The organism is Flavobacterium sp. T12S277, assembly GCF_048514875.1.
Lineage (GTDB): Bacteria > Bacteroidota > Bacteroidia > Flavobacteriales > Flavobacteriaceae > Flavobacterium.
Window position 1 is genome coordinate 161,831 of record NZ_JBLYEG010000009.1, and the last position, 26,385, is coordinate 188,215.

The following is a 26,385-nucleotide window of genomic DNA, read 5'->3' on the forward strand; positions in this document are numbered from 1 at the left end:
ATGAAAATATTAAAATTTGGCGGTAAATCGTTATCAAACGGAGAAGGACTTAATAAAGTAGTTTCAATTATTACAGATAAAGTACAGCAAAACGAAAAAATTGCAGTAGTAGTTTCGGCTCGTGGAGATGCTACAGATGAGCTGGAATACATTTTAAAAATTGCGGCTAAAAACGGCAACTATAAACCCTTATTTGAGAATTTTAAAACGTATCAGGTTTCAGATTACCCTGAGGTAGATTTGTCGGAAGAATTTAATGTACTGGAGAAACTTTTTGAAGGAGTAAGCCTGATAGGAGATTACAGCAACAAAATCAAAGATCAGATTTTATCAAAAGGCGAGCTGCTTTCGGCTAAATTACTGACAGCCATTTTAATTGGAAAAGGTGTTCCTGCGAACTTTGTAGATTCAAGAGAATTGTTGAAAACCGATTCTAAATTTGGAGATGCACAGCCTTTGGAGCAGCTTTCTAAGAAAAATGTTATCAATTATTTCAAAGAACACAACGGTACAACAGTTAACATCGTAACCGGTTTTATCGGATCTAACAATAACAACGATACGACCACTTTAGGTAGAAACGGCAGTAACTATACCGCATCGCTAATTGCGAATTATCTAAATGCCGAAGAATTACAAAACTTTACCCATGTTGACGGAATTTACACGGCAAATCCTGATTTGGTTGCTGATGCTAAAAAGATCGAATACCTGTCGTTTAATGAAGCCAACGAATTAGCCAATTTTGGCGCTACCATTTTACATGCTAAAACCATCATTCCTTTGTTGGAAAAAAATATTCCGCTTCGTATTTTAAATACCTTTAATCATGAAAATCGCGGGACTTTAATTACTTCTGATTCTGCTAAAGAAGGAATTAAAACACTTTCTGTTTTAGAGAACGTTTCTTTGGTCAATCTTGAAGGCCGTGGATTATTGGGGAAATCGGGTGTAGATGCCCGAATTTTTAAAGTAATGGGCGATCATAACATCAGTGTGAGTATCATTTCACAAGGTTCTTCAGAGCGAGGCATTGGCCTTGTTGTGGCCACTGAGAAAGCTACCCTGGCCATGGTCGAACTGGAAAAAGAATTCGAAAATGATTTTTATTCCAAAGATGTAAATCAGATTACAGTAACCGATAATGTTTCGGTAATTTCGATTATCGGACAGGATTTGAGTACTTTCCATAAACCTTACACGGCATTAATCAAAAATAAAATTGTTCCGATTTTATTTAACAACACCGTTACGGGTAAAAACGTGAGTTTGGTGGTTAAAAAAACAGAACTGCATAAAGCTTTAAATGTAATTCACGGTGAGATTTTCGGAGTTTCCAAAAAAATCAACATTGCCATTATCGGTCATGGATTAGTGGGAGGAACCTTAATCAATCAGATTTTAGAATCGACTGCCGCTATCGAAAAACGAAAAGACGTGAGATTGAATGTTTTTGCAATTGCCAATTCTAAAAAGGTACTTTTAAATAAAAACGGAGTAAGCTCAAACTGGAAAACAGATATTGATAAAGAAGGGCTTACCTATACCATTCAGGACATTATTGCTTATGCCAACCAACATCATTTAGAAAACTTAATCGCTATCGATAATACAGCGAGTGCTTCTTTTGTTGAGAATTATATTCCACTGGTTGAGAGCAGTTTCGATTTGATCTCTTCTAATAAAGTGGCCAATACGCTGAGTTATGGATTTTATAAAGAACTGAGAAAAGCTTTAGCCGAAAATCAGAAGAATTATTTATATGAAACCAATGTTGGTGCAGGATTGCCATTGATTGACACCATTAAACTATTGCATCTTTCGGGAGAAAATATCACAAAGATAAAAGGAGTATTCTCCGGAACATTGAGTTATTTGTTCAATAATTTCTCGGCAAAAGATGTTCCGTTTAGTGAAATTTTGCAGGAGGCCATTGATAACGGATATACAGAACCGGACCCTCGTGAGGATTTATGCGGAAATGATGTAGGAAGAAAATTATTGATTTTAGCGAGAGAGCTGGATTTGCAGAATGAGTTTGAAGAAATTTCCATTCAGAACTTAATCCCGGAGCATTTGCGTGAAGGAAACGTTGGAGACTTCTTAACGAAATTGAAAGAGTTCGACCCAATTTATGAAAAAATAAAAGCCGATCAAAAGCCAAATCACGTATTAAGATACATTGGTGAATTGTCAGGAGATTTGCAAAATGATAAAGGAATTTTGGAAGTAAAATTAGTTTCAGTGCCTTCTGATACTGCCTTGGGCGGATTAAAAGGATCTGATTCTTTCTTCGAAATTTATACAGAATCTTACGGAGACCGTCCAATCGTAATTCAGGGAGCTGGTGCAGGCTCTGCTGTAACGGCGAGAGGAGTATTTGGTGACATTTTGAGATTATCAGATAAAGGGTAAGGATTTTAGATTGCAGATTTTAGAGTTTAGATTTCTGATTTGTAAGCTCCGTTTGTCATTTCGACCGAAGGGAGAAATCACACAAGGAACTCCGCAACGAAAAAATCTAATCTTTGTCGACAATCTAATGTGATTTCTCCCTTCGGTCGAAATGACAAAGATTGCAAAGAATAAAAAATAAAAAAAAATAACAACACAATGAAAGTAACTTTGAACAGAGTAAACGACGCGTTTCATTTTAAACTTAAAAATGAACGTGGTCATGTAGTGGATGTTGACAGCAGAGCCGAATTTGGCGGAAGCGATTTAGGTGCAAGTCCAATGGAATTAGTATTAATGGGAGTTGCGGGATGCAGTGCTATTGATATGATTTCGATCTTAAAAAAGCAACGTCAGGAGATCACTTCTTTTAATGCTGAGGTAGAGGGAGAGCGTGTGCAGGTTGGTGAAGCAAAACCTTTTAAAGAAATCAATGTGGTTTTTTATTTAGAGGGAGATGTTAATCCTGAAAAAGCACAGCGGGCTGCCCAGCTTTCTTTTGAGAAATATTGCTCGGTTTCTAAAACAATTGAGCCTACCGCTACAGTAAAATATAAAGTGGTCCTGAACAACGAAGAATTAAAGTAATTAGGTAATTAGTCAATTTGATAATTAGATAATTTTTTGATTTTTAATCACACAATGAAAATTCACATTAAACTTTAGTTGATGCATTGCGTTTTGCTTTGTGAATCTTTGTGAAATTTTATAAAAAAGCGAATTTGTGCTAATTAGTGCAATTCGTGTTAAACAAAAACAAAAAAATGAACACAGAAGAATTTGGTTTTGAAACCCAAGCCATCAGAACACAATTAGAAAGAAGCCAGTATTTAGAGCATTCGGTGCCATTATACTTATCGTCAAGCTTTGTATTTGAGGATGCTGAAGACATGAGAGCTTCTTTCACAGAAGAAAAAGAAAGGAATATTTACAGCCGTTTCAGCAATCCGAATACAACAGAATTTGTTGATAAAATTTGTAAAATGGAAGGAGCAGAAGCGGGTTATGCTTTTGCAACCGGAATGGCAGCCGTATATTCTACTTTTGCAGCCTTATTAAATTCAGGTGATCATATCGTGTCGGCGAGCAGTGTTTTTGGTTCGACACACGCTCTATTTATGACTTATTTTCCAAAATGGAACATCGAAACCTCTTATTTTGATATAACGAAGCCGGAAACAATCGAAGGATTCATTAAACCGAATACAAAAATTTTATACGCAGAGTCGCCTACAAATCCGGGTGTTGACGTGATCGATTTGCAGTTGCTGGGAGATCTTGCTAAAAAACACAATCTGATTTTAATTATTGACAACTGTTTTGCGACGCCTTATCTGCAGCAGCCTATAAAATTTGGAGCGCATTTGGTCGTACATTCAGCAACTAAACTGATTGATGGTCAGGGTAGAGTTTTAGGAGGAGTTACGGTTGGAAGTGAAGATTTGATCAGACAAATTTACCTGTTCTCCAGAAACACAGGTCCTGCTTTGTCTCCGTTTAATGCGTGGGTTTTGTCAAAAAGCTTAGAAACTTTGGCAATTCGTGTTGAAAAACACTGTGAAAACGCTTTAAAAGTAGCGGAGTTTTTAGAAGCGCACCCAAATGTACAAAGCATCAAATACCCATTCCTGAAATCACATCCTCAATACGAAATTGCCAAAAAGCAAATGAAATTGGGGGGTAATATTATTGCCTTTGAAATTAAAGGCGGAATTGAAGCCGGAAGAAAATTTTTAGATAAAATAAAATTGTGCTCCCTGTCGGCAAATATTGGCGATACGAGATCGATTGTGACGCATCCTGCTTCAACCACGCATAGTAAATTGTCTGAAGAAGATCAGCTGGCGGTTGGAATAACTCAGGGATTAGTACGTGTTTCAGTAGGTTTGGAAACGGTAGAAGATGTAATTGCCGATTTAAAACAGGCGCTAAGTTAAATTTTAGATTGATGATTTTAGATATTAGATTTCTGAAAACTGATATCTAAAATCGTATCTTTTATATATGACTAAACCAAGACTAATCATTTTATCAGATTTATTTGGAGGTAAAGCCCCGGACTGGGTAAAAATCTATGCTGATTTATTAAAATCTGAATTTGAGATTCAGTATTATGATGTGCTTGAATTAGCCGGCATTAATGCTGATAACCTTGTGGAAAGCGATATTCATAATCAGTTTCTTAGCGAAGGAATGGATAGGGCAGTTGAGACTTTATTGAAATTAGAAAATGATAAAGTAACGGTTTTAGGATTTAGCATTGGAGGAACAATCGGCTGGAAAGCTTCTTTAAAAGGATTGAACATTGTTGGTCTATTTGCTGTTTCTTCAACAAGATTGAGATACGAAACGGAAGCCCCAAATTGCAGTATAAAATTATATTTTGGAGAAGAAGATTCAAACAGACCAGACTCACAATGGTTTTTGGACTTGAATGTGGTCCATAAAATGATAAAAAAAGAGAATCATCAGCTATACAGAACGGAAAATAATGCGTTCTTGGTTTGCAATGATATTTTGAAAACGTTATTAAGATGACGGCCTTTAACTGAAAAAAAACAGTTAAAGGCCGTTTTTTATTGGGCTTTATTTAAACTATACTAATTTAGTAGAATTTAAATTTTCGTTCTATTACTATTCTCATTTAAAAAGTTTATTTTTGTGGCAGAAAAACTAGACGATTGTTGTTTTAGGTCAAAAGCCTAAAATTGGCAATCCGCAATTAAAATAGATAGAACGTGCTCTCAAAGAAAACAAAATACGGAATTAAAGCTTTAACTTATCTGGCCAGACGTGAAAACAATGAGCCTGTACAAATTGCTGAAATTGCGAAAAGTGAACATATTTCGATTAAGTTTTTAGAAAGTATTTTGCTGCTGCTTAGGAACTCAGGTTTTCTGGGAGCTAAAAAAGGAAAAGGCGGCGGTTATTATCTGATAAAAGACCCCAAAGATATTAGTATGGCTAAGGTGTATCGTATTCTCGAGGGACCTATTGCATTGCTTCCCTGTGCAAGTCATAATTTTTATGAAAGATGCGACGACTGCGATGATGAGGCAAGCTGTGCTGCACGACGATTAATGACGGAGGTTAGGGATAATACCCTCAAAATTCTTGAAAGTAACTCGTTGGCGGATATCGCATTTTAATTCGATTTCCCCTTCAGAATTTCTATAAAAAAAGACCATTTCAATATTCTTAATGAAATGGTCTTTTCTTTTTGAGTTCAGATTTTATTTTGAAAGCCTGTAATTAATTTAAAAAATCAATTTATAACCGGCCAGAAAAAGCATTACGGCAATCGCATTTCTAAGAAATAAATCGGGTACTTTTCCACTTAACATACTTCCTATAAAAATTCCAGGGAGTGATCCTAGTAACAATTGTCCCAATAAAATAAGGTCTAAATTTCCCATTGAGGCATGTCCGATTCCGGCGACCAGTGTCAAAGGTACGGCGTGTGCGATTTCGGTTCCTACCAAACGCGGAGTAGGCAAGAGCGGATATAAGAAAAACAAAGTAACGGTGCCAAGTGCTCCGGCTCCAATCGAAGTAAGGGTTACGGTTGCGCCCAGTAAAACTCCAATTCCAACCGTCAGCATATTTTGTGTGTGACTTTCACTGTGAAATTTGTCACCCGCATGTTTCTGCGAAAACACCAATAGTCTTTTCTTGAATAGTATGGCAATCGAAGTAAACAGTAGCGCCCATCCCAAACTGTATTTGATGACCGCATTTATAGTAGTAATATCTGTTTTGATACTGTTTAGGATCCATAAAGTCAGCAAAGCGGCAGGAACGCTGCCCAGAGTGAGCCAGCCTGTAATAGACCAATTGATGTTGCCTTTTTTATGATGTACAAAAACGCCTCCCATTTTGGTAAAAGCAGCATACAATAAATCGGTACCAACTGCTGTCGTTGGAGGGATGCCAAACCATAATAAAATGGGAGTCATCAAAGAGCCGCCTCCAACACCCGTCAGACCTACGACAAAACCTACAACTAAACCCGCAATTACAAGACCTATTTGAAAATCCATGAATAAAAATTTGAGGTAAAAATAGCAACAATTTTATAATTATCCTATAGATGTGGTAGACTTTAAAAAAGGTATTCTAAGAATACGAAAAGTTTAAGAGCTATAGTGTTGAAATACAATATAATGAGTTTTTTTACTTGTGAGAATGATTTGTTGATACCTTTGTGTGGGGCACTCCATTAGCCTTATATCAAATAGCCACGTAAAAATATCAAATATTGTTTTGATATTTAGAAATAAGTAGTAATTTTGCCATTCAATCTACTAACCCGATAGGGTAATGGATTTTTAAAATAAAACGAACCATTAAAATGGAAAAAGAGCTAAAAATAAATACCGTAGCAGTTAAGTCTGATACAGCAATAAAAGAAAGATTGTGGGTTTTAGTACCGGCTGTTTTACTAATCGGTTTGTTGACAACGTTGATCTACAATCACCATGCTGAATTTTCGTGGGATGCGTTTATTGATGGTTTCAATCAGGAGTTTTTAGTGTTTTTTGCCATTGGAGTTTTTGCACAATTGGTCGACGGGACTTTAGGAATGGGTTATGGAGCAACTTCCACATCCTTTTTATTGGCCTACGGAGTTCCGCCAGTGATTAGCAGTACTGCGGTTCACGTGTCGGAAATGTTTACTACGGGAGCATCGGCACTTTCTCATCACCGATTTGGAAATATCAATAAAAAGCTGGTCAAGCATTTATTGATTCCGGGTGTTTTAGGTTCAATAATTGGAGCTTATTTATTGTCGGATGTTATTAACGGTGATATTATAAAGCCTTTTATTGCAGTTTATATGATTGTTTTGGCGCTTATAATTATTCGAAAAGCCTTAGTTAAAAAGATCGTCAAAAAGAAAACTAAAAAATTAGGATTTCTGGCTGTCTTTGGAGGTTTTATGGATTCAGTTGGAGGCGGAGGCTGGGGGCCGATAGTGACTTCAACCTTATTAGGAAGAGGAAGAAACCCAAGATATACCATAGGTTCTGTAAATGCTGCTGAGTTTGCAATTTCGTTTGCAAGCGGTTTAACTTTCATGCTTTTTGGAGGAATCCACGGTTGGCAGGTTATTATAGGTTTGATTTTAGGAGGTGTAATTGCAGCACCATTAGGAGCTTATCTTTTAAATAAAATCAAAAGAAAACCAATGATGATTGCAGTTGGAGTTTTAATTATACTATTGAGTTTAAAAACATTATCTAAATTATTGTAATATTTTTTAGAAGGAAAGAAAGAGAATATGAGTGCGACTATTATACAATCATTATTAGATAAAACGAAAGACTTTTCACTTGATGAAACCTTAGCTTTTTTAGCAGCTGAATATCCGGGGAAAGTAATTTTTTCAACATCTTTTGGACAGGAAGATCAGGTTATCACTGATTTTATTGCAAAAAGCAATCAGGACATTTCCATTTTCACACTAGATACCGGAAGATTATTTCAGGAAACGTATGACGTTTTTCACAAGACATTAAAAAAATACAAAAAACCGATTGAGGTTTATTTTCCGGAAGCAACAGCAGTAGAAAATTTACTAAAACATAAAGGCCCAAACAGTTTTTATGATTCAGTTGAGAACAGAAAAGAATGCTGTTTCATTCGAAAAGTAGTTCCGTTACGAAAAGCGTTGGCAGGAAATTCCATTTGGATCACAGGTTTAAGAGCAGAGCAGTCGGAGAATAGAAATGATTTGCAATTGTTTGAATACGACGGAGGTTTTGAAATTATAAAGTTCAACCCATTACTAAAATGGACTTTAGAAGAGGTTGAGGTTTATTTATCAGAAAACAATGTTCCTCAAAATGCTTTACACAAGCAAGGTTTTGTAAGCATTGGTTGTGCGCCTTGTACCAGAGCAATTTTCCCGGGTGAAGATATCAGAGCCGGAAGATGGTGGTGGGAATCAAGTCATAAAGAATGTGGTTTGCATAGCGCTAAAAAAGAGTAAGTAGAAGAAAGAAGCTAGAGAATATAGATTTTGAGTTCCGAAGGAACGCCCCATATTGTAGCTTCGGGTTTCAACCCGATGATGACGAAGGAACGATCCATATTATAGCGTCGGGTTTTAACCCGATGGGAATGGGAAAAGGATTTATAATGTAGCAACGGATTTTAACCCGTTGAAGAGAGGATAATAACAGAATAAATAGAGGAAGGTTTTAGGGCAACTCACAAAATTTAAGATCTAAAACCTGAGGCTAAAAAATATCAAACAAAAAAACAAAATGAGTTCAGTATTAAAAACAAACGCTTTAGAGAGCGAAGCAATATACATTTTCAGAGAAGTAATTTCACAGTTCGATAAACCGGTTTTGCTTTTTTCTGGAGGAAAAGATTCGATAACATTAGTGCGTTTGGCACAAAAAGCATTTTTCCCGGCAAAAATTCCGTTTCCTCTTTTGCACGTTGATACGGGACATAATTTCCCTGAGACTATCGCTTTCAGAGATAAATTGGTGGAAGAATTAGGATTGGAATTAATCGTACGTAATGTTCAGGATGCTATTGATGAAGGAAAAGTGGTTGAAGAAACGGGTAAATATTCCAGTAGAAACAGCCTGCAGACTACAACACTTTTAGATGCCATTGAAGAATTTAAGTTTGATGCCTGTATTGGTGGAGCACGTCGTGATGAGGAAAAGGCAAGAGCAAAAGAGCGTATTTTCTCCGTTCGTGACGATTTTGGTCAGTGGGATGAGAAAAATCAGCGTCCGGAATTATTTGATATTCTGAATGGAAAAATAGAGAACGGTCAAAACGTTCGTGTTTTCCCAATTTCAAACTGGACAGAATTAGATGTATGGAGTTATATCGAGAAAGAGCACATCGAGATTCCGTCTATTTATTTTTCGCATAAAAGAAAAGTTTTTTTGAGAGACGGTTTGATCTGGTCACATTCTCCTTTTGTGTACCAGGAAGAAGACGAACAAATCGAAGAAAGAATTGTTCGCTTCAGAACCGTTGGAGATATGAGCTGTACGGCAGCTGTTGAATCTTATGCAGCAACCATTGAGGAAGTAGTTGGAGAAATCAGAACTTCAACTATCTCAGAAAGAGGAGCCAGAATTGATGATAAACGTTCTGAAGCTGCAATGGAAAAGAGAAAACAACAAGGGTATTTTTAATAATTATTAATTGTGAATTATAAATTATTAATTAAAAAGTAAAGATCAAAAAAACATACAGATTTATAAGTTTTGAGGAAACCTGAAACTTGAAACCTGAAACAAAAAATACAGAATGGAAGTTTTAAAAATAGCAACAGCAGGAAGTGTAGATGACGGAAAAAGTACTTTGATCGGAAGATTATTGTACGATACAAAATCATTGACAACAGATAAGATTGAAGCGATTGAGAAAAGCAGCAAGCAAAAAGGATACGATTACCTTGATTTTTCATTGGCAACGGATGGATTAGTAGCTGAAAGAGAGCAGGGAATTACGATTGATGTAGCGCATATTTATTTTTCGACTGCAAAGAAAAGTTACATCATTGCCGATACCCCGGGTCACGTAGAATATACCAGAAACATGGTAACGGGAGCTTCAACTTCACAAGTATCGATCATCTTAATTGATGCGAGAAAAGGAGTAATTGAGCAAACGTACCGTCACTTTTTTATTAATAATTTATTGAGAGTAAAAGAGGTAATCGTTGCGATCAATAAAATGGACTTAGTGGATTATTCGGAGGAAGTTTTCAATAAAATCAAAGCCGATTTCCAGGCCTTAAATGCTAAGAGTACTTTCAAAGAACAAAATGTAAGCTACATTCCGCTAAGTGCGATCAACGGAGGAAACGTAGTGGATAAATCGGAGAACATGAAATGGTACGATGGGCAAACGGTTCTGGAGCATTTGGAAGGACTGCATTCTTCAGATGTTTTTGAAGCAGGAAAAGCACGTTTCCCGGTTCAGACTGTGATTCGTCCTAAAACAGAAGAATACCACGACTTTAGAGGTTATGCAGGAAAGCTGTACGGAAACTCTTTAAAAGTAGGAGATGCGGTTACCGTATTGCCTTCTTTAACAGAATCAAAAGTAACTAAAATTCATTTTTTCGATAAGCAATTTGATGAGGCTGTCGCAGGTTCTTCGATTACCATCGAACTAGAAAATGATATCAATGTGACAAGAGGTGATATGATTGTAAAATCGTTAGAGCTTCCGAAAATTGAAAAAGAAATAAACACAACAGTATGCTGGATGGACAGTAAAAAACTGGTTCCGGGTACAAAATATATCGTTCAGCACAACACCAATTCGGTTTTGGCAAAAGTTGAAAGTATCAAAAATACCATCTCAACGGATTATTCCGGAACAAAAGAAGCTTCACAATTAGCAATCAACGAAATTGGAGAAGTAAGCATCAAATTAAGCAAGCCTTTATATTTTGATGCCTACAACGACAATAAATCAAACGGGGCATTTATCTTAATTGATACAGCAACCAATACAACGGCAGGAGTAGGATTCATAAGGTAAACCTGCTATAAGCTTTAAGCCATATGCTGTAAGCTAAAAACACAAAGTTAAAAAAGCCTAAAGCATACAGCTTAAAGCCTAAAGCAAGAGAAAGAAAATGGAAAGTTTTAGAACAGAAATAGAAAATCCGGTAGTTCAGAAAGAGATTATCGATTTAGAAAAAAAGATTCATTTGTTCCGTGGAGGAAAAATTGATGATGAACGTTTTCGTAGTCTTCGTTTAGCGCGCGGAATTTACGGGCAGCGTCAGGAAGGGGTTCAAATGATTCGTATTAAATTGCCTTATGGTAAAGTAACGAGCGAACAATTGATTCGTATTACAAAAGTTTCTGATGAATATTCTACAGGACGTTTGCACATTACGACACGTCAGGACATTCAGATTCACTATGTAAGTCTGGACAGAACTCCGGAGCTTTGGGCAAATTTGGCTAAAGACGATGTTACCTTACGTGAAGCTTGCGGGAATACCGTTAGAAACATTACCGGAAGCGAGTTAGCAGGTGTAGACGTAAACGAATCGTTTGACGTTTCGCCTTATGCGCACGCCTTATTTCAATATCTGTTAAGAAACCCAATCTGTCAGGAAATGGGACGTAAATTCAAAATTTCGTTCTCATCTTCAGACGAAGATACTGCTTTGAGTTATTTGCACGATTTAGGATTTATTCCAAAAATTGTCAATGGCGAGCGTGGTTTCAAAATCATGTTTGGGGGAGGATTAGGTTCTCAGCCGGCTCATGCCGAATTGCTTTCAGAGTTTGTACCGGCGAATCAGATTATTCCAACGGCAGAAGGGATCATTCGTATTTTTGACCGATACGGTGAACGTGCAAAAAGAATGAAAGCCCGTATGAAATTCTTAATCAAAGAAATGGGAAGAGATGTTTTCCTTGATCTGGTTGAAAAAGAGAAAAAAGCAATCGCTTTTGAAACGTACGAAATTGATACAACTGCTTTTGACGGACCAATTCCGGAACCGTTATTAGAAGTTCCGCAAGTTACAATTGAAGATACAGCAGCTTATGAAGCCTGGAAAAAATCAAATGTAATCGCTCAGAAACAAGCAGGTTATTATGCTATTGGAATCAAAGTTTTATTAGGAGATTTTTACACCGATAAAGCCCGATTATTAGCTGATTTAATTAAAAACTATGCTGCAAATGAACTTCGTTTTTCATTGCGTCAAAATATTGTAATACGTCATGTGAAAGAAGCAAACTTACCATTCTTCTATCAGGAATTAGCCAAGCTGAACTTTGTTCATTTGGGGTATAATTCAACAGCAGATATTACAGCATGTCCGGGTACAGATACTTGCAATTTGGGGATTGCAAGTAGTACCGGAATTGCAGAAGAATTAGAGAAAGTATTAAGTGCTGAATATCCTCAGTATTTAAACAACCGCGAAATTGAAATCAAAATCAGTGGTTGTATGAATGCTTGTGGGCAGCACAATATGTCGGCAATTGGTTTTCAGGGAATGTCAATCAATTCTGGAAAATTGGTAGCTCCTGCTTTACAGGTTTTGTTAGGCGGAGGAAGATTAGGAAATGGGGCAGGACGTTTTGCTGATAAAGTAATCAAAATTCCAAGCCGAAGAGGACCGGATGCTTTGCGTACCATTTTAAATGATTTTAATGCGAATGCAAACGGACAAAAATTCCTGAATTACTATGATGAAAAAGGAGAAAAATATTTCTATGAAATCTTAAAACCTTTGTCAGATGTAACAAATTTAACCGAAGCTGATTTTGTAGATTGGGGTAATGCCGACAATTACGTAAAAGCAGTTGGAGTGGGAGAATGTGCCGGAGTGGTAATTGATTTGGTGGCTACTTTATTGCTGGAAGCCAAAGACAAACTAACTTTTGCTCAGGAATCTTTTGATGAAAACAAATGGTCGGATGCTATTTATCATGCTTACGCCGGATTTGTAAACGGTGCCAAAGCGTTACTGCTTTCTGAAAACGAAAAAACAAACAATCACGCAGGAATCGTTGATTTATTTGATACCGTTTTCATTGCAACCGGTAAAATTGAACTGGCAACGTCATTCAGAGAATTAGTGTATCAAATCAATACAACACAGCCTTCAGAAGCTTTTGCAAAACAATACATTCAGGAAGGAATTGCATTTTTTGATACCATAGAAAAATATAGAGCTCAAGAATTAGAAAATGCTTAATATCAAACCAAAAGTAACTTTAGTTGGTGCGGGTCCCGGCGATCCGGATTTGCTTACGCTCAAAGCTGTAAAAGCACTTGCTGAAGCGAATGTGGTTTTGTACGATGCATTGGCCAATGAAGAAATATTAGCACACGCTCCTAAAAATGCAATCCGTATTTTTGTAGGGAAAAAAATAGGGAATCATGCTTACACGCAGGATCAGATCAATCAATTGATTGTCGATAATGCGTTGACTTATGGTAACGTTGTGCGTTTAAAAGGGGGGGACCCGTTTATTTTTGGACGTGGAAGTGAAGAAATTGAATTTATAGAAAGTTTCGGAATAGAGACGTTTGTAGTTCCCGGAATATCTTCGGTAGTGGCAGTTCCGGCAAGTCAGGGAATATCGATTACCAAAAGAGGTGTTTCGGAAAGCTTCTGGGCCATAACCGGTACAACTTCTGACAGGAAATTGTCTTCGGATGTTGCGTTGGCGGCACAATCATCTGCAACAGTCGTAATTTTGATGGGAATGCACAAATTGCCTCAGATTATTGATTTGTTTCATAAAGAAAGCAAAGGAAATTTGCCCGTAGCGATTATTCAAAACGGAACATTGGCCGATGAAAAAGTGGGTGTAGGAACGGTAGATTCGATTTTAGAAATCGTAAAAGAGAAAAAACTGAGTTCGCCTGCCATTATTGTTCTTGGAGAGGTTGTTCGCGAAAGCAATAAACTGAAAGGATTTTATGAAGAATTTCTCTCGAAAGAAATGATTCGTTAGTAATTGTCTCGTCAGGAACAACCAATTTTGCAGCTTTAGGTTTTAACCCGATGTTTGCATGATAAATTGTTCTGTGCGAACTTTGCACCGGTAATAAAAATTAAAATGGAACAAAACGAATTATATCCTGTATTCCTGAAACTTCACAATCTGAATGTTCTCATTGTTGGCGGAGGAAATGTTGGATTAGAAAAGCTCTCTTTTTTACTAAAGTCGAGTCCGAATGCAAATGTTGAGGTGGTAGCACCAAATTTTCATTTAGAAATAAAGGTTTTGGCCGAGAAACATCCTTCGATTACATTGACAAAATCGAAGTTCAAAAAGAAAATGCTCAAAAAACGCCATATGGTAATTGCCTGTACCGACGATTTAAAAGTCAATAAAAAGGTATACGAATTATCCCGAAAGCGTTATTTGATTTGCAACATAGCCGATACACCGGATTTGTGTGATTATTATCTGGGAGGAATTGTAACGAAAGGGAATGTAAAAATTGCCATTTCGACCAACGGAAAATCACCAACAACAGCCAAAAGGCTCAGGGAGTTTTTTGAAGAGGTAATTCCTGAAGATATCAATACAATGGTTGAAAACCTTAATGAATATCGAAAGACATTAAAAGGTAATTTTGAAGAAAAGGTTAAAAGAATGAACGAGATAACCGCTTCATTGAAAAATAAGGAATAGTAATAGTTCCGAAAGAACGGTTCCTATTGTAGCGTCGGGTTTTAACCCGATGGATGAACGAGATAACCGCTTCATTAAAAAATAAAGAGTAAAAATTTCCGCAAAGAAATCAATGACAAAAATCATTGAAAATAGAATAAATTATTCGTTCCTTTGCATTATTAAGAATGATTATAAACAACAACATAATGATTAAAACAGATATACTTATAATTGGAGCAGGCCCAACAGGTTTATTTGCCGTTTTCGAGGCAGGATTATTAAAATTAAAATGTCATATTTTAGATGCTTTGCCACAAGCGGGAGGGCAACTTTCAGAATTGTATCCAAAAAAGCCTATTTATGATATTCCTGGATTTCCGGAAGTATTAGCAGGAGATTTGATTGACGGACTGCAAGAGCAAATCAAACAATTTGAGCCTGGTTTTACTTTAGGAGAGCGTGCAGAAACGATTGACAAACAAGAAGACGGAAGTTTCATTGTAACCTCAAATAAAGGGACTAAATTTCACGCACCGGTTATTGCTATCGCCGGAGGTCTTGGAAGTTTTGAACCACGTAAGCCACTTATCGAAGATATTGAGTTTTATGAAGATAAAGGAGTAAAATACTTCATCAAAAATCCGGAGAAATTCAGAGACAAAAGAGTGGTAATTGCCGGAGGAGGAGATTCAGCATTAGACTGGAGTATCTTTTTGGCGAATGTAGCTTCAGAAGTTACTTTGATTCACCGTAGAAACGAATTCAGAGGAGCTTTAGACTCTGTAGAAAAAGTACAGGAATTAAAAACTGCTGGAAAAATTAAACTAATTACACCGGCAGAAGTAATCGGAATCAATGGTGCTGAGCATATTGAATCATTAGATATCGAAGAAAACGGAGCACACCGTAAAATCGAAACGGATTATTTTATTCCGCTTTTCGGACTTACACCAAAGTTAGGACCAATCGGAGACTGGGGATTAGAAATCGAAAAAAATGCCATTAAAGTAAATAACGCATTAGACTATCAAACCAATATTCCGGGAATCTTCGCTATTGGAGACGTAAACACTTATCCAGGAAAATTAAAACTGATTCTTTGTGGATTCCACGAAGCAACTTTAATGTGTCAGGCAGCGTACCAGATTATCAATCCGGGTAAAAAATACGTTTTAAAATATACTACAGTTTCTGGTGTAGACGGTTTTGACGGAACTCGTAAAGAAGCACCGAAAGCAGTTGTTAAAGCGATCATTTAATCTTTAAGTTGCTAAGGTTCTAAGGGACTAAGGCGCTAAGATTTTTAATATAGTAAAGCTCAAACTTTTAGTTTGAGCTTTTTTTCAATCCCTTAGGGATGACATATTTGTAGAATAAGATTAAAGGTATTTGTAAAAAAGCCCCTGAGGGGCGATATGTAAATCAGCAAGAGAAAGGCAATGTCGCTCCGCTGGAGCTCATTTGTTTGTATAATTGTTTTTCTATAAGTATTACGCTCCTTAGGAGCTAATTTTTTTTTAATCCCGTAGAGATGATCCATTTGTAGAATAGGATTAAAGGTATTTGTAAAAAAGCCCCGGAGGGGCGATACATAAACCAGCAAGAGAGAGGCAATGTCGCTCCGCTGGAGCTCTTTTGTTTGTATAATTGTTTTTCTATAAGTATTACGCTCCTTTGGAGCTAAACTTTTTTTAATCCCTTAGGGATTACATATTTGTAGAATAGGATTAAAGGTATTTGTGAAAAAAGCCCCAGAGGGGCGATACATAAATCAGCAAGAGAAAGGCAATGTCGCTCTGCTGGAGCTCAACTATAGAGGTGAGAACAGTATCAAAAAACATAGGGAAAACTTTAAACTTAGTCCCTCAGAACCTTAGCCCCTCAGAAACTTAAAAAAAACTTGCAATTGTTAAGCTTATGTCTTTACTTTGCACTGTTCTTAAAATTATTGACAGTTATCACGAAAGGCGGAGGGAAAGACCCAATGAAACCTTAGCAACCCTTTATCATAAAGAAGGTGCTACATTCTACTTAATACAAATTCATTGTATTTAAGATAGATAACACAAATACATTACACGTATTTCTCAAAACTTTTCCAGAAAACATACAATATTTACTAAAGCAATTTAGTAACAGGAGCGAATCATTGGCGCATTTTTGCAGTCAACAGTTCCCGCTTTCGCCTATATCTTTTCGTTTCATTACGAGGATATTGACGCATCGGGACTAATTTAAACCCGACAGGTTTTTAAAACCTGTCGGGTTTAGGATCGGAAATAGAATTAAATAAACTTAGCAGCTCAGCGCCTTAGTGCGGCAGCAGCTAAAAGAGGAAACAATATGTCAATAACAATTCAGGAAGCAATAAAAAAAAATATCCTAATCCTTGACGGGGCAATGGGAACGATGTTGCAGCGCTATAATTTCTCGGAAGAAGATTTTAGAGGAGAGCGTTTCAAAGATTTCCCTCATCCCTTAAAAGGGAACAACGATTTACTATCCATAACACAACCACAAGCAATCCGCGATGTTCACGCTGCTTATTATGAAGCAGGTGCAGACATTGTAGAAACCAATACTTTTTCAGGAACTACGATCGGTATGGCCGACTATTTCCTGGAAGATTTGGTTTATGAATTGAACTACGAATCGGCTAAAATTGCCCGTGAAGTAGCAGATGAATTTACCGCTAAAAATCCGGACAAACCACGTTTTGTTGCTGGTTCAATCGGACCAACAAACAGAACGGCAAGTATGTCTCCGGACGTAAACGATCCGGGATACAGAGCGGTAACGTTCGATGATTTGCGAATTGCCTACAAACAGCAGGCAGAAGCCTTAATGGATGGTGGATGTGACTTACTTTTGGTAGAAACCATCTTTGATACGCTAAATGCCAAAGCGGCACTTTTTGCGATCGAAGAAGTAAAAGAAGAACGTAATCTGGATATTCCAATCATGGTTTCAGGAACGATCACGGATGCTTCTGGAAGAACACTTTCGGGACAAACGGTGGAGGCATTTCTGATCTCGGTATCTCATATTCCGTTATTGAGTGTAGGTTTTAATTGTGCTTTAGGGGCCGATTTGTTGAAACCTTACCTAAAAACCTTATCGCAGCATACACAGTTTAATGTTTCGGCACATCCAAATGCAGGTTTGCCAAATGCTTTCGGGCAATATGACGAAACCCCGGAGCAGACACAAGCCTTAATCAAAGAATATTTAGACGATAATTTAATCAATATTATTGGAGGCTGTTGCGGAACTACTCCGGATCATATTCGACTAATTGCTGAGGTGGCAAAAGATTATAAGCCAAGAGTAGCGCCGGTTTTTGCGTAATACAATTTTATTGATTTCGCGGATGGATTAAAATCCATCCTTACAAAATAGCCCTGAGCCTAAGGCTCTTAAAAAGTTCCGAAGGAACGATACATTTTGTAGCGACGGAATTTATTCCGTTGAAAAAAATGATTTATCAGTAAGGGTTCCGTAGGAACGAAACATTACATAAGGTGTTGGCATAAAAAAACAAAATGGAAATAAAAGTTCCGAAGGAACGATACATTTTGTAGCAACGGAATTTATTCCGTTGATGAAAAACATGTCAAAAACGGTAATTGAAATCGTGAAGAATGTAAAATTATTTTGAAACCGATTTTGCGTGAGGGATAGCAGTGAAAAGCCCACAGACCAATGCAGTGATAACGGAATTGGTCGAGGACTTGTAGCGAATAGCCCGGTTCGCCGCGGCGAAACACGCCCAAATTAATAAACATAAATGCCTACATGGTTTTAGAAGCCCTATAGGAAAGAAAATAGAATAAAAAACTCAGAACCTAAGAACCTTAGGAACTTAGTACCTTAAGAAAAATGGCAGAAAACAGAAGAGACCTTGTATTATCAGGATTAGAACCGTTAATTATTACACCCACCAGCGTTTTTGTAAACATTGGAGAGCGTACGAATGTGACAGGTTCAAGAAAATTCCTTCGCTTAATCAAGGAAGAGAAATATGATGAGGCACTTGATATTGCAAGACAACAAGTAGAGGGAGGAGCACAGATCATCGATATTAATATGGATGAAGGAATGCTGGATGGTGTTCAGGCAATGACTAAATTTTTGAATTTAATTGCATCAGAACCGGACATTTCGAGAGTACCTATTATGATCGACAGTTCGAAATGGGAAATCATAGAGGCGGGTCTTAAAGTAGTACAGGGAAAAAGCGTTGTAAACTCGATTTCGTTAAAAGAAGGAGAAGAAGCCTTTATTCATCATGCTAAATTAATCAAGCGCTATGGAGCGGCAGCCATAATCATGGCTTTTGACGAAGTGGGCCAGGCTGATAACTTCGAACGAAGAGTTGAAATTTGTCAGCGTTCGTATGATATTCTGGTAAACAAAGTTGATTTTCCTCCACAGGATATCATTTTTGATTTGAATATTTTCCCGGTTGCGACCGGAATGGAAGAACATCGTCTGAATGCGATTGACTTTTTTAGAGGAACAAAATGGGTTCGTGATAACTTACCACACGCGCATATTAGCGGGGGAGTAAGTAACGTTTCGTTTTCTTTCAGAGGAAATGACACCGTTCGTGAAGCGATGCACTCGGTATTTTTATACCATGCCATCAAGAACGGAATGACTATGGGAATCGTGAATCCGGAAATGCTTTCGATTTACGATGATATTCCAAAAGATTTACTGGAACACGTGGAAGACGTAATTCTGGACCGACGTGATGATGCAACTGAACGACTTTTAGATTTTGCCGAGAACGTAAAAGGAGAAGTAAAATCAGATGAAAAAGCAATTCAGGAATGGCGTTTAGGAACCGTTCAGGAGCGTATTACGCACTCGTTGGTAAAAGGAGTGGATGCTTTTATTGAAGAAGATGTAGAAGAAGCGCGTTTGGCTGCTACAAAACCAATTGAAGTTATCGAAATCAATTTGATGACCGGAATGAATGTCGTGGGAGATTTGTTCGGAAGCGGAAAAATGTTCCTGCCGCAGGTTGTAAAATCGGCACGTGTGATGAAAAAAGCCGTAGCTTATTTATTGCCTTATATTGAAGCCAGCAAGCAGGCCGGAGACAAACAAGGAAACGGAAAAATTCTGATGGCTACTGTAAAAGGAGACGTTCACGACATTGGTAAAAACATTGTTTCGGTGGTTTTGGCCTGTAACAATTACGAGATTGTAGATCTTGGGGTTATGGTGCCTCCGGAAAAAATTATTGCGGCTGCCATAGAACACAATGTAGACATTATTGGATTAAGCGGATTGATTACGCCTTCGCTTGACGAAATGGTGTATCTGGCCAAAGAACTAGACAAACAAGGAATTAAAATTCCGATTATGATTGGTGGAGCAACCACTTCGCGTGCGCATACCGCCGTGAAAATTGCGCCTCAATATAGAGAAACTGTAATTCACGTAAACGATGCTTCGAGAGCTGTTACTGTTGCAGGGAATTTATTAGATCACAATCGTAAGATATATGCAAGCGATATTCGTGCAGAGTATGATTCTTTTAGAGAAACATTCCTGAACCGTTCAAGAGATAAAAATTTCCTGAACATTGAAGACGCCCGTAAGAATAAATTGCAATTGGATTGGGAAAATTTTAATCCAGTGAAGCCTAATATAATTGGAGAGCAGATTGTTGAAGTCGACCTGGACGTTTTGGTTCCGTATATCGACTGGACACCGTTTTTCAGAACCTGGGAATTGTTTGGTAAATATCCGGCAATTTTAACCGATGAGGTTGTGGGGAAAGAAGCGACTTCTGTTTTTGAAGATGCTCAGGCAATGTTGAAAGTAATTTTAGAAGAGAAAAAACTATCTGCAAAAGGGATCTACGGAATATTTCCGGCCAATCAGATCAACGATGATGATATCGAATTGACCGACGAAAACGGAAAACCATTACAGACATTTTTGACTTTACGTCAGCAATCACAAAAAACAAAAGGGGCACCCAATATTGCACTGGCTGATTTTATCGCTCCAAAAGAAAGCGGGAAAGTCGATTATATGGGCGCATTCTGTGTAACAACCGGTTTTGGTGTTGACGAATGGGCAGCTGAATTTGAAAAGGATTTGGACGATTATAATTCGATTATGGTAAAAGCATTGGCAGATCGTTTTGCTGAGGCTTTCGCCGAATATCTTCATGAGAAAGTACGTAAGGAAATTTGGGGGTATTCATCAGATGAAAACTTAAGCACCGAAGAAATGATTTCTGAAGATTACAAAGGAATTCGTCCTGCTCCGGGTTATCCGGCCTGTCCTGACCATTTGGAGAAACCAACAATCTGGAAGCTTTTAAATGTAGAAAAAGAAATAGGCGTGACCCTGACCGAAAGCATGGCGATGTGGCCCGCTTCATCAGTTTCGGGTTACTATTTTGGAAACCCGGAAAGTAAGTATTTCGGACTGGGGAAAATAAAAGAAGATCAGGTGGTTGATTATGCCAAACGACGTAATGTTCCAACCGATTACGCAATGAAATGGTTAAACCCTAATATAGCAGACTAAAAAAGGTTTCAAGTTTTAAGTTTCAGGTTCTTCGGAACAACCTGAAACCTGAAACAAAAAGAATATTTGATTTATGTTTTTGATTCAGATTTTTTACACAATTTTTCAAAACACATAATTCATAACACATAATTTAAAAAATGAAAGTAACAGAACATATAGAAAACGCGAAAGGAAATACATTATTCTCGTTTGAACTTATTCCACCTCAAAAAGGAAAAAGCATTCAGGAATTATATGACAACATCGATCCTTTGATGGAATTTAAACCACCATTTATCGATGTAACCACTTCGCGTGAAGAGTATATCTATATTGATAAAGGCAACGGGCTTTTAGACAAAAAGCTAACGCGTATGCGTCCGGGTACACTTGGAATTTGTGCTTCTATAAAACATAAATATAATGTGGACACCGTACCACACTTGCTTTGTGGCGGTTTTACACAGGAAGAAACCGAATACATGCTGGTAGACTGTCAGTATTTAGGAATCAATAACGTAATGGCACTTCGTGGTGATGCTATGAAAGACGAGCAGTCTTTTGTGCCAAAAGCCGGTGGAAATAGTTTTGCAATCGATCTGGTTCGTCAGATCAACAACTTAAACAGTGGAAAATACCTGCATGAAGTGATGGATGCTGATAACAAAGCCGATTTTTGTATTGGTGTTGCCGGTTATCCCGAAAAACATTTAGAATCCCCATCTTTACAATCGGATTTAAAAAGACTTAAAGAGAAGGTTGATGCGGGCGCAGATTATGTGGTAACACAAATGTTTTTTGACAATGCGAAATATTTTGCTTTTGTTGAAAAGGCAAGAGAAATTGGTATCACAATTCCAATTATTCCCGGAATCAAGCCAATTGCGGTTCAAAGACACTTACAGATTTTACCGCAGATTTTTAGAATCGACTTGCCAGAGGATTTGATTGATGCAGTGGATAAATGTAAAAATAATGCCGAAATCAAGCAAGTTGGAATCGAGTGGGCCATTCAGCAATCATTAGAGTTAAAAGCTGCTGGAGTTCCTGTATTGCATTATTACTCAATGGGGAAATCAGAGAATATCCGCCAGATTGCGAGCCATATTTTTTAAGAATTTAAGCCAAACGTTTGTCATTTCGACTGAAAGGAGAAATTACATTAATGGTTTGATAAGGACTGAAAACCTTCTATGCGGAGTTTCTTTTGTCATTTCGACCGTAGGGAGAAATCACACTCGCTAATCGACAAAGATTGGCACTTTATTTTGTGGAGTTCCTTTTGTCATTTCGACCGAAGGGAGACTCGAGCGATAGCGAATTGGCGTAGTAAATCAAAAAACAGCTTGGAATTTGGCTCCGAAGCTTCGTGATGAATTAAAATTTAAAGGTAACGAGGATGAAAAAAGAAGAATTACAGGCAATAGCGTCACAGCTAAAGCATCCTTCAGGAGAAAAAGGAATAGAAATGGCCAATATGATGCATGAAACCAACATCAATATGACGCGCCATTCCGTTCAAAATCTGCAATTAACAGCTGGAAATACAATTTTAGAATTGGGTCATGGAAATGCCGGACACTTAGAATATATAGTGAACCAGGCTCAGGATCTAACCTATTACGGACTTGAGATGTCGGCGTTAATGTGTCAGGAAGCCCAGCAAATTAATGCTGCGGCCTTGGCTAAAAAGCAGGCTCATTTTTCTCTTTATGACGGAACTGATATTCCATTCGAAGAGGCCTTTTTTGATAAAATATTCACGGTAAACACCATTTACTTTTGGCAGGAACCGGAGAAGTTACTCTCGGAAATTTACAGAGTTTTACAGCCAAAAGGCACTTTTTGCATCACCTTTGCCGAAGAAAGTTTCATGAAACAGCTGCCGTTTACTCAGTTTGAATTTGAACTTTACAGTACTGAAAAAGCAGAAAAACTGATTGGGAAAACTGCTTTTCAAATCGTACACAAAGAAACGCTGACTGAAAAAGTAAAAAGTAAAACAGGTGAGTTGGTAGATCGGGATTTTACAACTCTCGTTTTAGGAAAACGCTAGTTATTCCATCTTCAGCAGCAGTTTTTTGTCGCCTATTTTCAAATATTTCAAAAGCGTTATACTTATTTGGTGCTTTGCAATTAAAAAAGGATACAGTCCGTTTTAATACTCTTTTTTTGAGTAATTTCATTGATTTTTATTTTGAGTTTCTATTTCTGAATGTAATTCGTTAAAATTATGGAGGTTAAAAAGATCAATTTTCTAAAAAGTTACAGCAGTATTTTATTGCTTCTGGGAGGAATCCTGCTCGGAAGTATTTTGGGATTAGTTTTCGGAGAAAAAGTAGAAGTCATAAAACCGCTTGGAGATATTTTTCTGAACCTGCTCTTTACGGCAATCATTCCTTTAATCTTTTTTACCATTGCGTCTTCGATTGCCAGTTTAGAAAAAACAGAAAAGCTGGGGAAGCTGTTCGTGGTAATGGTTGCTGTTTTTTTAGGGACCATTTTGATCTCGGCAATCGTAATGATTGTCGCCGTTTATCTTTTTCCGATTCATCAGAACATAGTATTGTCTAAAGTTCCGTTAGAAAACATTCAATCCGGAAGCGTTGGCGAGCAAATAGCACAACTGGTTACCGTAAATGATTTCTTTGAATTGCTGTCCAGAAAAAGCATGCTGGCGCTTATCATCTTTTCTTTTTTAATTGGTTTTTCGAGTCTGCACTCCGGTGAAAAAGGAAGTGCTTTCAGAAGCTTTTTAGATTCCGGTAACGAAGTCATGAAGCAGCTTTTGAACCTCATTATGAAATTGGCTCCAATTGGTTTGGGGGCTTATTTTGCCTATCAGGTTGGTGTTTTTGGACCACAATTGTTTGGGGTTTATGCCAAGCCATTGGGCGTTTATTATGCCGCCTGTACCTTTTACTTCTTTGTGTTTTTTAGTTTGTATGCGGTAGTGGCCGGAGGCAAGAGAGGTTTTGTCGTATTCTGGAGCAATAATATCACACCCGCTTTAACCGCCATTGGAACCTGCAGCAGTATTGCAACCATTCCTGCAAATCTGGAAGGAGCCGAGAAGATGAACATCCCAAAGCATGTCAGAAATCTGGTTATTCCGCTCGGAGCACCACTGCACAAAGACGGTTCAAGCATGTCGTCTATTCTGAAAATTACCGTTCTTTTTGCCATGTTTGGTAAAGATTTCACCGCGCCTTCAACTATACTTTTGGCGTTGGGCATTACGGTAATCGTTTCTATTGTCGAAGGTGGAATCCCAAATGGAGGTTATATTGGCGAGGTCCTGGCAATTACAGTTTACGGACTGCCAATGGAACAGGCTTTGCCGGTTGCCATGATTTTAGGAACCTTAGTCGACCCAATTGCTACCCTTTTAAATGCAAACGGTGACCTCATTTGTTCGATGATGGTCTCGCGGTTTTCCGAAAAAACAAAGTGGTAGCGGGCATCTTTCAAAATAAATCTAACGTAATCTGTTGGTTGTAATTAGCCAAAAAGGAACGTAGATTTTGTGAGATGTGAAAAGAATATCTAAAAGAAACATGTTTTTCTCGCATAGTGTTCTGTGTTTTATAAAAAGTGAAATGCCTTAATTCCACGCAGAAACCTATGTCACTATGTGTTAAAATAAATCACACCCAACAAATTAACTTAATATTAAAATCAGCGTTAATCTGCTTAAGCTGTAAAATTCGTGTGCCAATTTTTGGCAGTAGAGAAACACAGCTAGGCGTAAAAAAGTAGTTTACAATGAATTCAATACTTCAAAATGATCTGAACGATCTTGAAAACATCCTCGAAAAAACAAAACAACACGGAATAGCATTTCTGGACAATCTTGAAAACGTTCCCACTTCCAGTACAAAAACAATTGACCCCACCCGAAAATTAAACGATACAGGTTTAGGATCCTTGGGGGCTTTGGAAGAATTTAAGGAAAGACTGGCGCCTCTGATGGTCGCTTCGCCTGGTCCGAGATATTTAGGTTTTGTAACGGGAGGGGCGACACCAGCCTCTATTGTGGGCGACTGGCTGTCTACTGTATACGATCAGAATACGCAGGCAGTAAAAGGGCAGGGAGGGACTTCGGCTTTAATAGAGTTCGAGACCATTCATTTGTTGCGACAGTTATTGGAACTGCCGGAATCCTTTTTAGGAGGATTTGTGACGGGAGCGACCATGTCAAATTTTACCTGTCTGGGTGTGGCAAGACAATGGCTGGGAGCGCAGTTGGGAAAAGACTTTGCTAAAAATGGAATTTCGGAACCTGTAAATATCTTAACGGCGACACCTCATTCTTCTTCGGTAAAAAGCTTATCGATGTTGGGGATAGGCAGCAGCAATTACACTGTACTTAAAACCGCAGAAGGCAACCGCGAGGCAATTGATATCGAGGATCTGCAAAAGAAGATTGAGCAATTAAATGGAAAGCCATTCCTACTGATTTCGAGTGCAGGAACCGTTAATACTGCCGATTTTGATGATTTTACAGCCATCGCAAAACTTAGAGAGAAATACAAATTCTGGTGGCATATCGATGCCGCTTTTGGCGGATTTGCTGCGGTTTCTGAAAAATTCAGACATCTTGTAGAAGGATGGGAAGGAGCAGACAGTATTACAATTGATTGCCATAAGTGGTTAAACGTGCCTTACGAAAGTGCTTTTTATTTGATTAAAAAAGAGCACATCGGACTGCAAATCGAAACGTTTCAGAATTCTAATGCCCCTTATTTAGGGAACCCGCTCGAGAATTTTAACTACCTGAACGTGTTACCTGAAAATTCACGCCGATTAAGAGCATTACCAGTTTGGTTTTCTTTATTGGCGTACGGAAAAGAAGGGTTTCAGGACATTGTAGAAAAAAGTGCTTCATTGGCGCTGCACTTTGCAAACGCATTGATTGAAAACGATAATTTTGAACTTTTAGCCCCAATCCGCTTGAATAATGTTTGTTTTACGCTAAGAGGAGACGACAATCAGGAACATGTAAGTAAGTTTTTGACACATTTAAATAATAGTGGGAAAGTATTTATGACACCAACAGTGTATCAAAACCGTAAAGGAATCAGAGCGTCATTTGTCAATTGGCGTACCACCGAAAATGACATCAGAATCATTATGGAAGAAATAAAAAACACCATTTCTGAACTGGATCTTTAATCCGGTTAAACGAATTTTTGAGAGCCCGATCGCATTGTGATCGGGCTTTTTTTTGTTCTTTTTTGAG

General features: G+C 37.8%; 20 protein-coding genes and 1 riboswitch. Of the genes, 19 read left to right on the forward strand and 1 reads right to left on the reverse strand.

Going from position 1 to position 26,385, the window contains the following annotated elements:
- The 5 genes from thrA to ACN1CN_RS14395 all read left to right on the forward strand — a co-directional run bounded on the left by thrA (nucleotide 1) and on the right by ACN1CN_RS14395 (nucleotide 5,603).
- Complete coding sequence (gene thrA, locus ACN1CN_RS14375; RefSeq protein WP_419136145.1) at nucleotides 1-2,415, forward strand: bifunctional aspartate kinase/homoserine dehydrogenase I; 2,415 nt, start codon at nucleotides 1-3, stop codon at nucleotides 2,413-2,415.
- Nucleotides 2,416-2,613: 198 nt separating this feature from the next.
- Nucleotides 2,614-3,042 carry an OsmC family protein gene (locus ACN1CN_RS14380; RefSeq protein WP_173966530.1) on the forward strand — a complete coding sequence of 143 codons (429 nt, stop codon included), beginning with the start codon at nucleotides 2,614-2,616 and terminating at the stop codon, nucleotides 3,040-3,042.
- Nucleotides 3,043-3,218: 176 nt separating this feature from the next.
- Nucleotides 3,219-4,391, forward strand: coding sequence for a trans-sulfuration enzyme family protein (locus ACN1CN_RS14385; RefSeq protein WP_264526196.1), 1,173 nt, complete (start codon nucleotides 3,219-3,221; stop codon nucleotides 4,389-4,391).
- A 67-nt stretch (nucleotides 4,392-4,458) separates the two neighbouring features.
- Complete coding sequence (locus ACN1CN_RS14390) at nucleotides 4,459-4,992, forward strand: alpha/beta hydrolase (RefSeq protein WP_419136146.1); 534 nt, start codon at nucleotides 4,459-4,461, stop codon at nucleotides 4,990-4,992.
- Nucleotides 4,993-5,192: 200 nt separating this feature from the next.
- A complete protein-coding gene (locus tag ACN1CN_RS14395; protein ID WP_179003218.1) occupies nucleotides 5,193-5,603 on the forward strand; it encodes an RrF2 family transcriptional regulator in 411 nt (136 codons plus the stop codon).
- Nucleotides 5,604-5,711: 108 nt separating this feature from the next.
- Here the strand turns inward: ACN1CN_RS14395 and ACN1CN_RS14400 are convergent, their stop codons facing one another.
- Nucleotides 5,712-6,494, reverse strand: a complete 783-nt coding sequence (locus ACN1CN_RS14400) for a sulfite exporter TauE/SafE family protein (protein WP_419136147.1) — start codon at nucleotides 6,492-6,494, stop codon at nucleotides 5,712-5,714.
- Between the two features lie 311 nt (nucleotides 6,495-6,805).
- Here ACN1CN_RS14400 and ACN1CN_RS14405 point away from each other — a divergent pair, with 311 nt between their 5' ends.
- The 14 genes from ACN1CN_RS14405 (at nucleotide 6,806) to ACN1CN_RS14470 (ending at nucleotide 26,318) form a co-directional block, all read left to right on the forward strand.
- Nucleotides 6,806-7,708, forward strand: coding sequence for a sulfite exporter TauE/SafE family protein (locus ACN1CN_RS14405; RefSeq protein WP_264526199.1), 903 nt, complete (start codon nucleotides 6,806-6,808; stop codon nucleotides 7,706-7,708).
- Between the two features lie 27 nt (nucleotides 7,709-7,735).
- Complete coding sequence (locus ACN1CN_RS14410; protein ID WP_419136148.1) at nucleotides 7,736-8,446, forward strand: phosphoadenylyl-sulfate reductase; 711 nt, start codon at nucleotides 7,736-7,738, stop codon at nucleotides 8,444-8,446.
- Nucleotides 8,447-8,723: 277 nt separating this feature from the next.
- On the forward strand, nucleotides 8,724-9,623 hold the full coding sequence (cysD, locus tag ACN1CN_RS14415; RefSeq protein ID WP_264526200.1) for a sulfate adenylyltransferase subunit CysD: 900 nt from the start codon (nucleotides 8,724-8,726) through the stop codon (nucleotides 9,621-9,623).
- A gap of 115 nt (nucleotides 9,624-9,738) precedes the next feature.
- A complete protein-coding gene (locus ACN1CN_RS14420) occupies nucleotides 9,739-10,983 on the forward strand; it encodes a sulfate adenylyltransferase subunit 1 (protein WP_419136149.1) in 1,245 nt (414 codons plus the stop codon).
- A gap of 97 nt (nucleotides 10,984-11,080) precedes the next feature.
- On the forward strand, nucleotides 11,081-13,171 hold the full coding sequence (locus ACN1CN_RS14425) for a nitrite reductase (protein ID WP_419136150.1): 2,091 nt from the start codon (nucleotides 11,081-11,083) through the stop codon (nucleotides 13,169-13,171).
- A complete protein-coding gene (gene cobA, locus ACN1CN_RS14430) occupies nucleotides 13,164-13,937 on the forward strand; it encodes a uroporphyrinogen-III C-methyltransferase (RefSeq protein WP_419136151.1) in 774 nt (257 codons plus the stop codon). The genes ACN1CN_RS14425 and cobA overlap by 8 nt, the downstream gene beginning before the upstream one ends.
- Before the next feature lie 105 nt (nucleotides 13,938-14,042).
- Complete coding sequence (locus ACN1CN_RS14435) at nucleotides 14,043-14,624, forward strand: precorrin-2 dehydrogenase/sirohydrochlorin ferrochelatase family protein (RefSeq protein WP_264526204.1); 582 nt, start codon at nucleotides 14,043-14,045, stop codon at nucleotides 14,622-14,624.
- Between the two features lie 188 nt (nucleotides 14,625-14,812).
- Nucleotides 14,813-15,865, forward strand: coding sequence for an NAD(P)/FAD-dependent oxidoreductase (locus tag ACN1CN_RS14440; RefSeq protein WP_264526205.1), 1,053 nt, complete (start codon nucleotides 14,813-14,815; stop codon nucleotides 15,863-15,865).
- Nucleotides 15,866-16,558: 693 nt separating this feature from the next.
- A riboswitch (SAM riboswitch) is annotated at nucleotides 16,559-16,673 on the forward strand.
- 276 nt (nucleotides 16,674-16,949) lie between these two features.
- Complete coding sequence (locus ACN1CN_RS14445) at nucleotides 16,950-17,954, forward strand: homocysteine S-methyltransferase family protein (RefSeq protein ID WP_419136152.1); 1,005 nt, start codon at nucleotides 16,950-16,952, stop codon at nucleotides 17,952-17,954.
- A 531-nt stretch (nucleotides 17,955-18,485) separates the two neighbouring features.
- Nucleotides 18,486-21,161 carry a methionine synthase gene (gene metH, locus ACN1CN_RS14450; RefSeq protein ID WP_291285887.1) on the forward strand — a complete coding sequence of 892 codons (2,676 nt, stop codon included), beginning with the start codon at nucleotides 18,486-18,488 and terminating at the stop codon, nucleotides 21,159-21,161.
- A gap of 140 nt (nucleotides 21,162-21,301) precedes the next feature.
- Nucleotides 21,302-22,258 (forward strand): methylenetetrahydrofolate reductase [NAD(P)H], encoded by a 957-nt coding sequence (metF, locus tag ACN1CN_RS14455; protein WP_291285888.1) that lies wholly within the window; start codon nucleotides 21,302-21,304, stop codon nucleotides 22,256-22,258.
- A gap of 284 nt (nucleotides 22,259-22,542) precedes the next feature.
- Nucleotides 22,543-23,199 (forward strand): class I SAM-dependent methyltransferase, encoded by a 657-nt coding sequence (locus tag ACN1CN_RS14460; RefSeq protein WP_419136153.1) that lies wholly within the window; start codon nucleotides 22,543-22,545, stop codon nucleotides 23,197-23,199.
- Between the two features lie 177 nt (nucleotides 23,200-23,376).
- Nucleotides 23,377-24,600, forward strand: coding sequence for a dicarboxylate/amino acid:cation symporter (locus tag ACN1CN_RS14465; RefSeq protein WP_419136154.1), 1,224 nt, complete (start codon nucleotides 23,377-23,379; stop codon nucleotides 24,598-24,600).
- Nucleotides 24,601-24,908: 308 nt separating this feature from the next.
- The gene (locus ACN1CN_RS14470; protein WP_419136155.1) at nucleotides 24,909-26,318 is read left to right on the forward strand and encodes a pyridoxal phosphate-dependent decarboxylase family protein; all 1,410 of its coding nucleotides are present in this window, start codon (nucleotides 24,909-24,911) and stop codon (nucleotides 26,316-26,318) included.
- The last annotated feature ends 67 nt before the right edge of the window (nucleotides 26,319-26,385 follow it).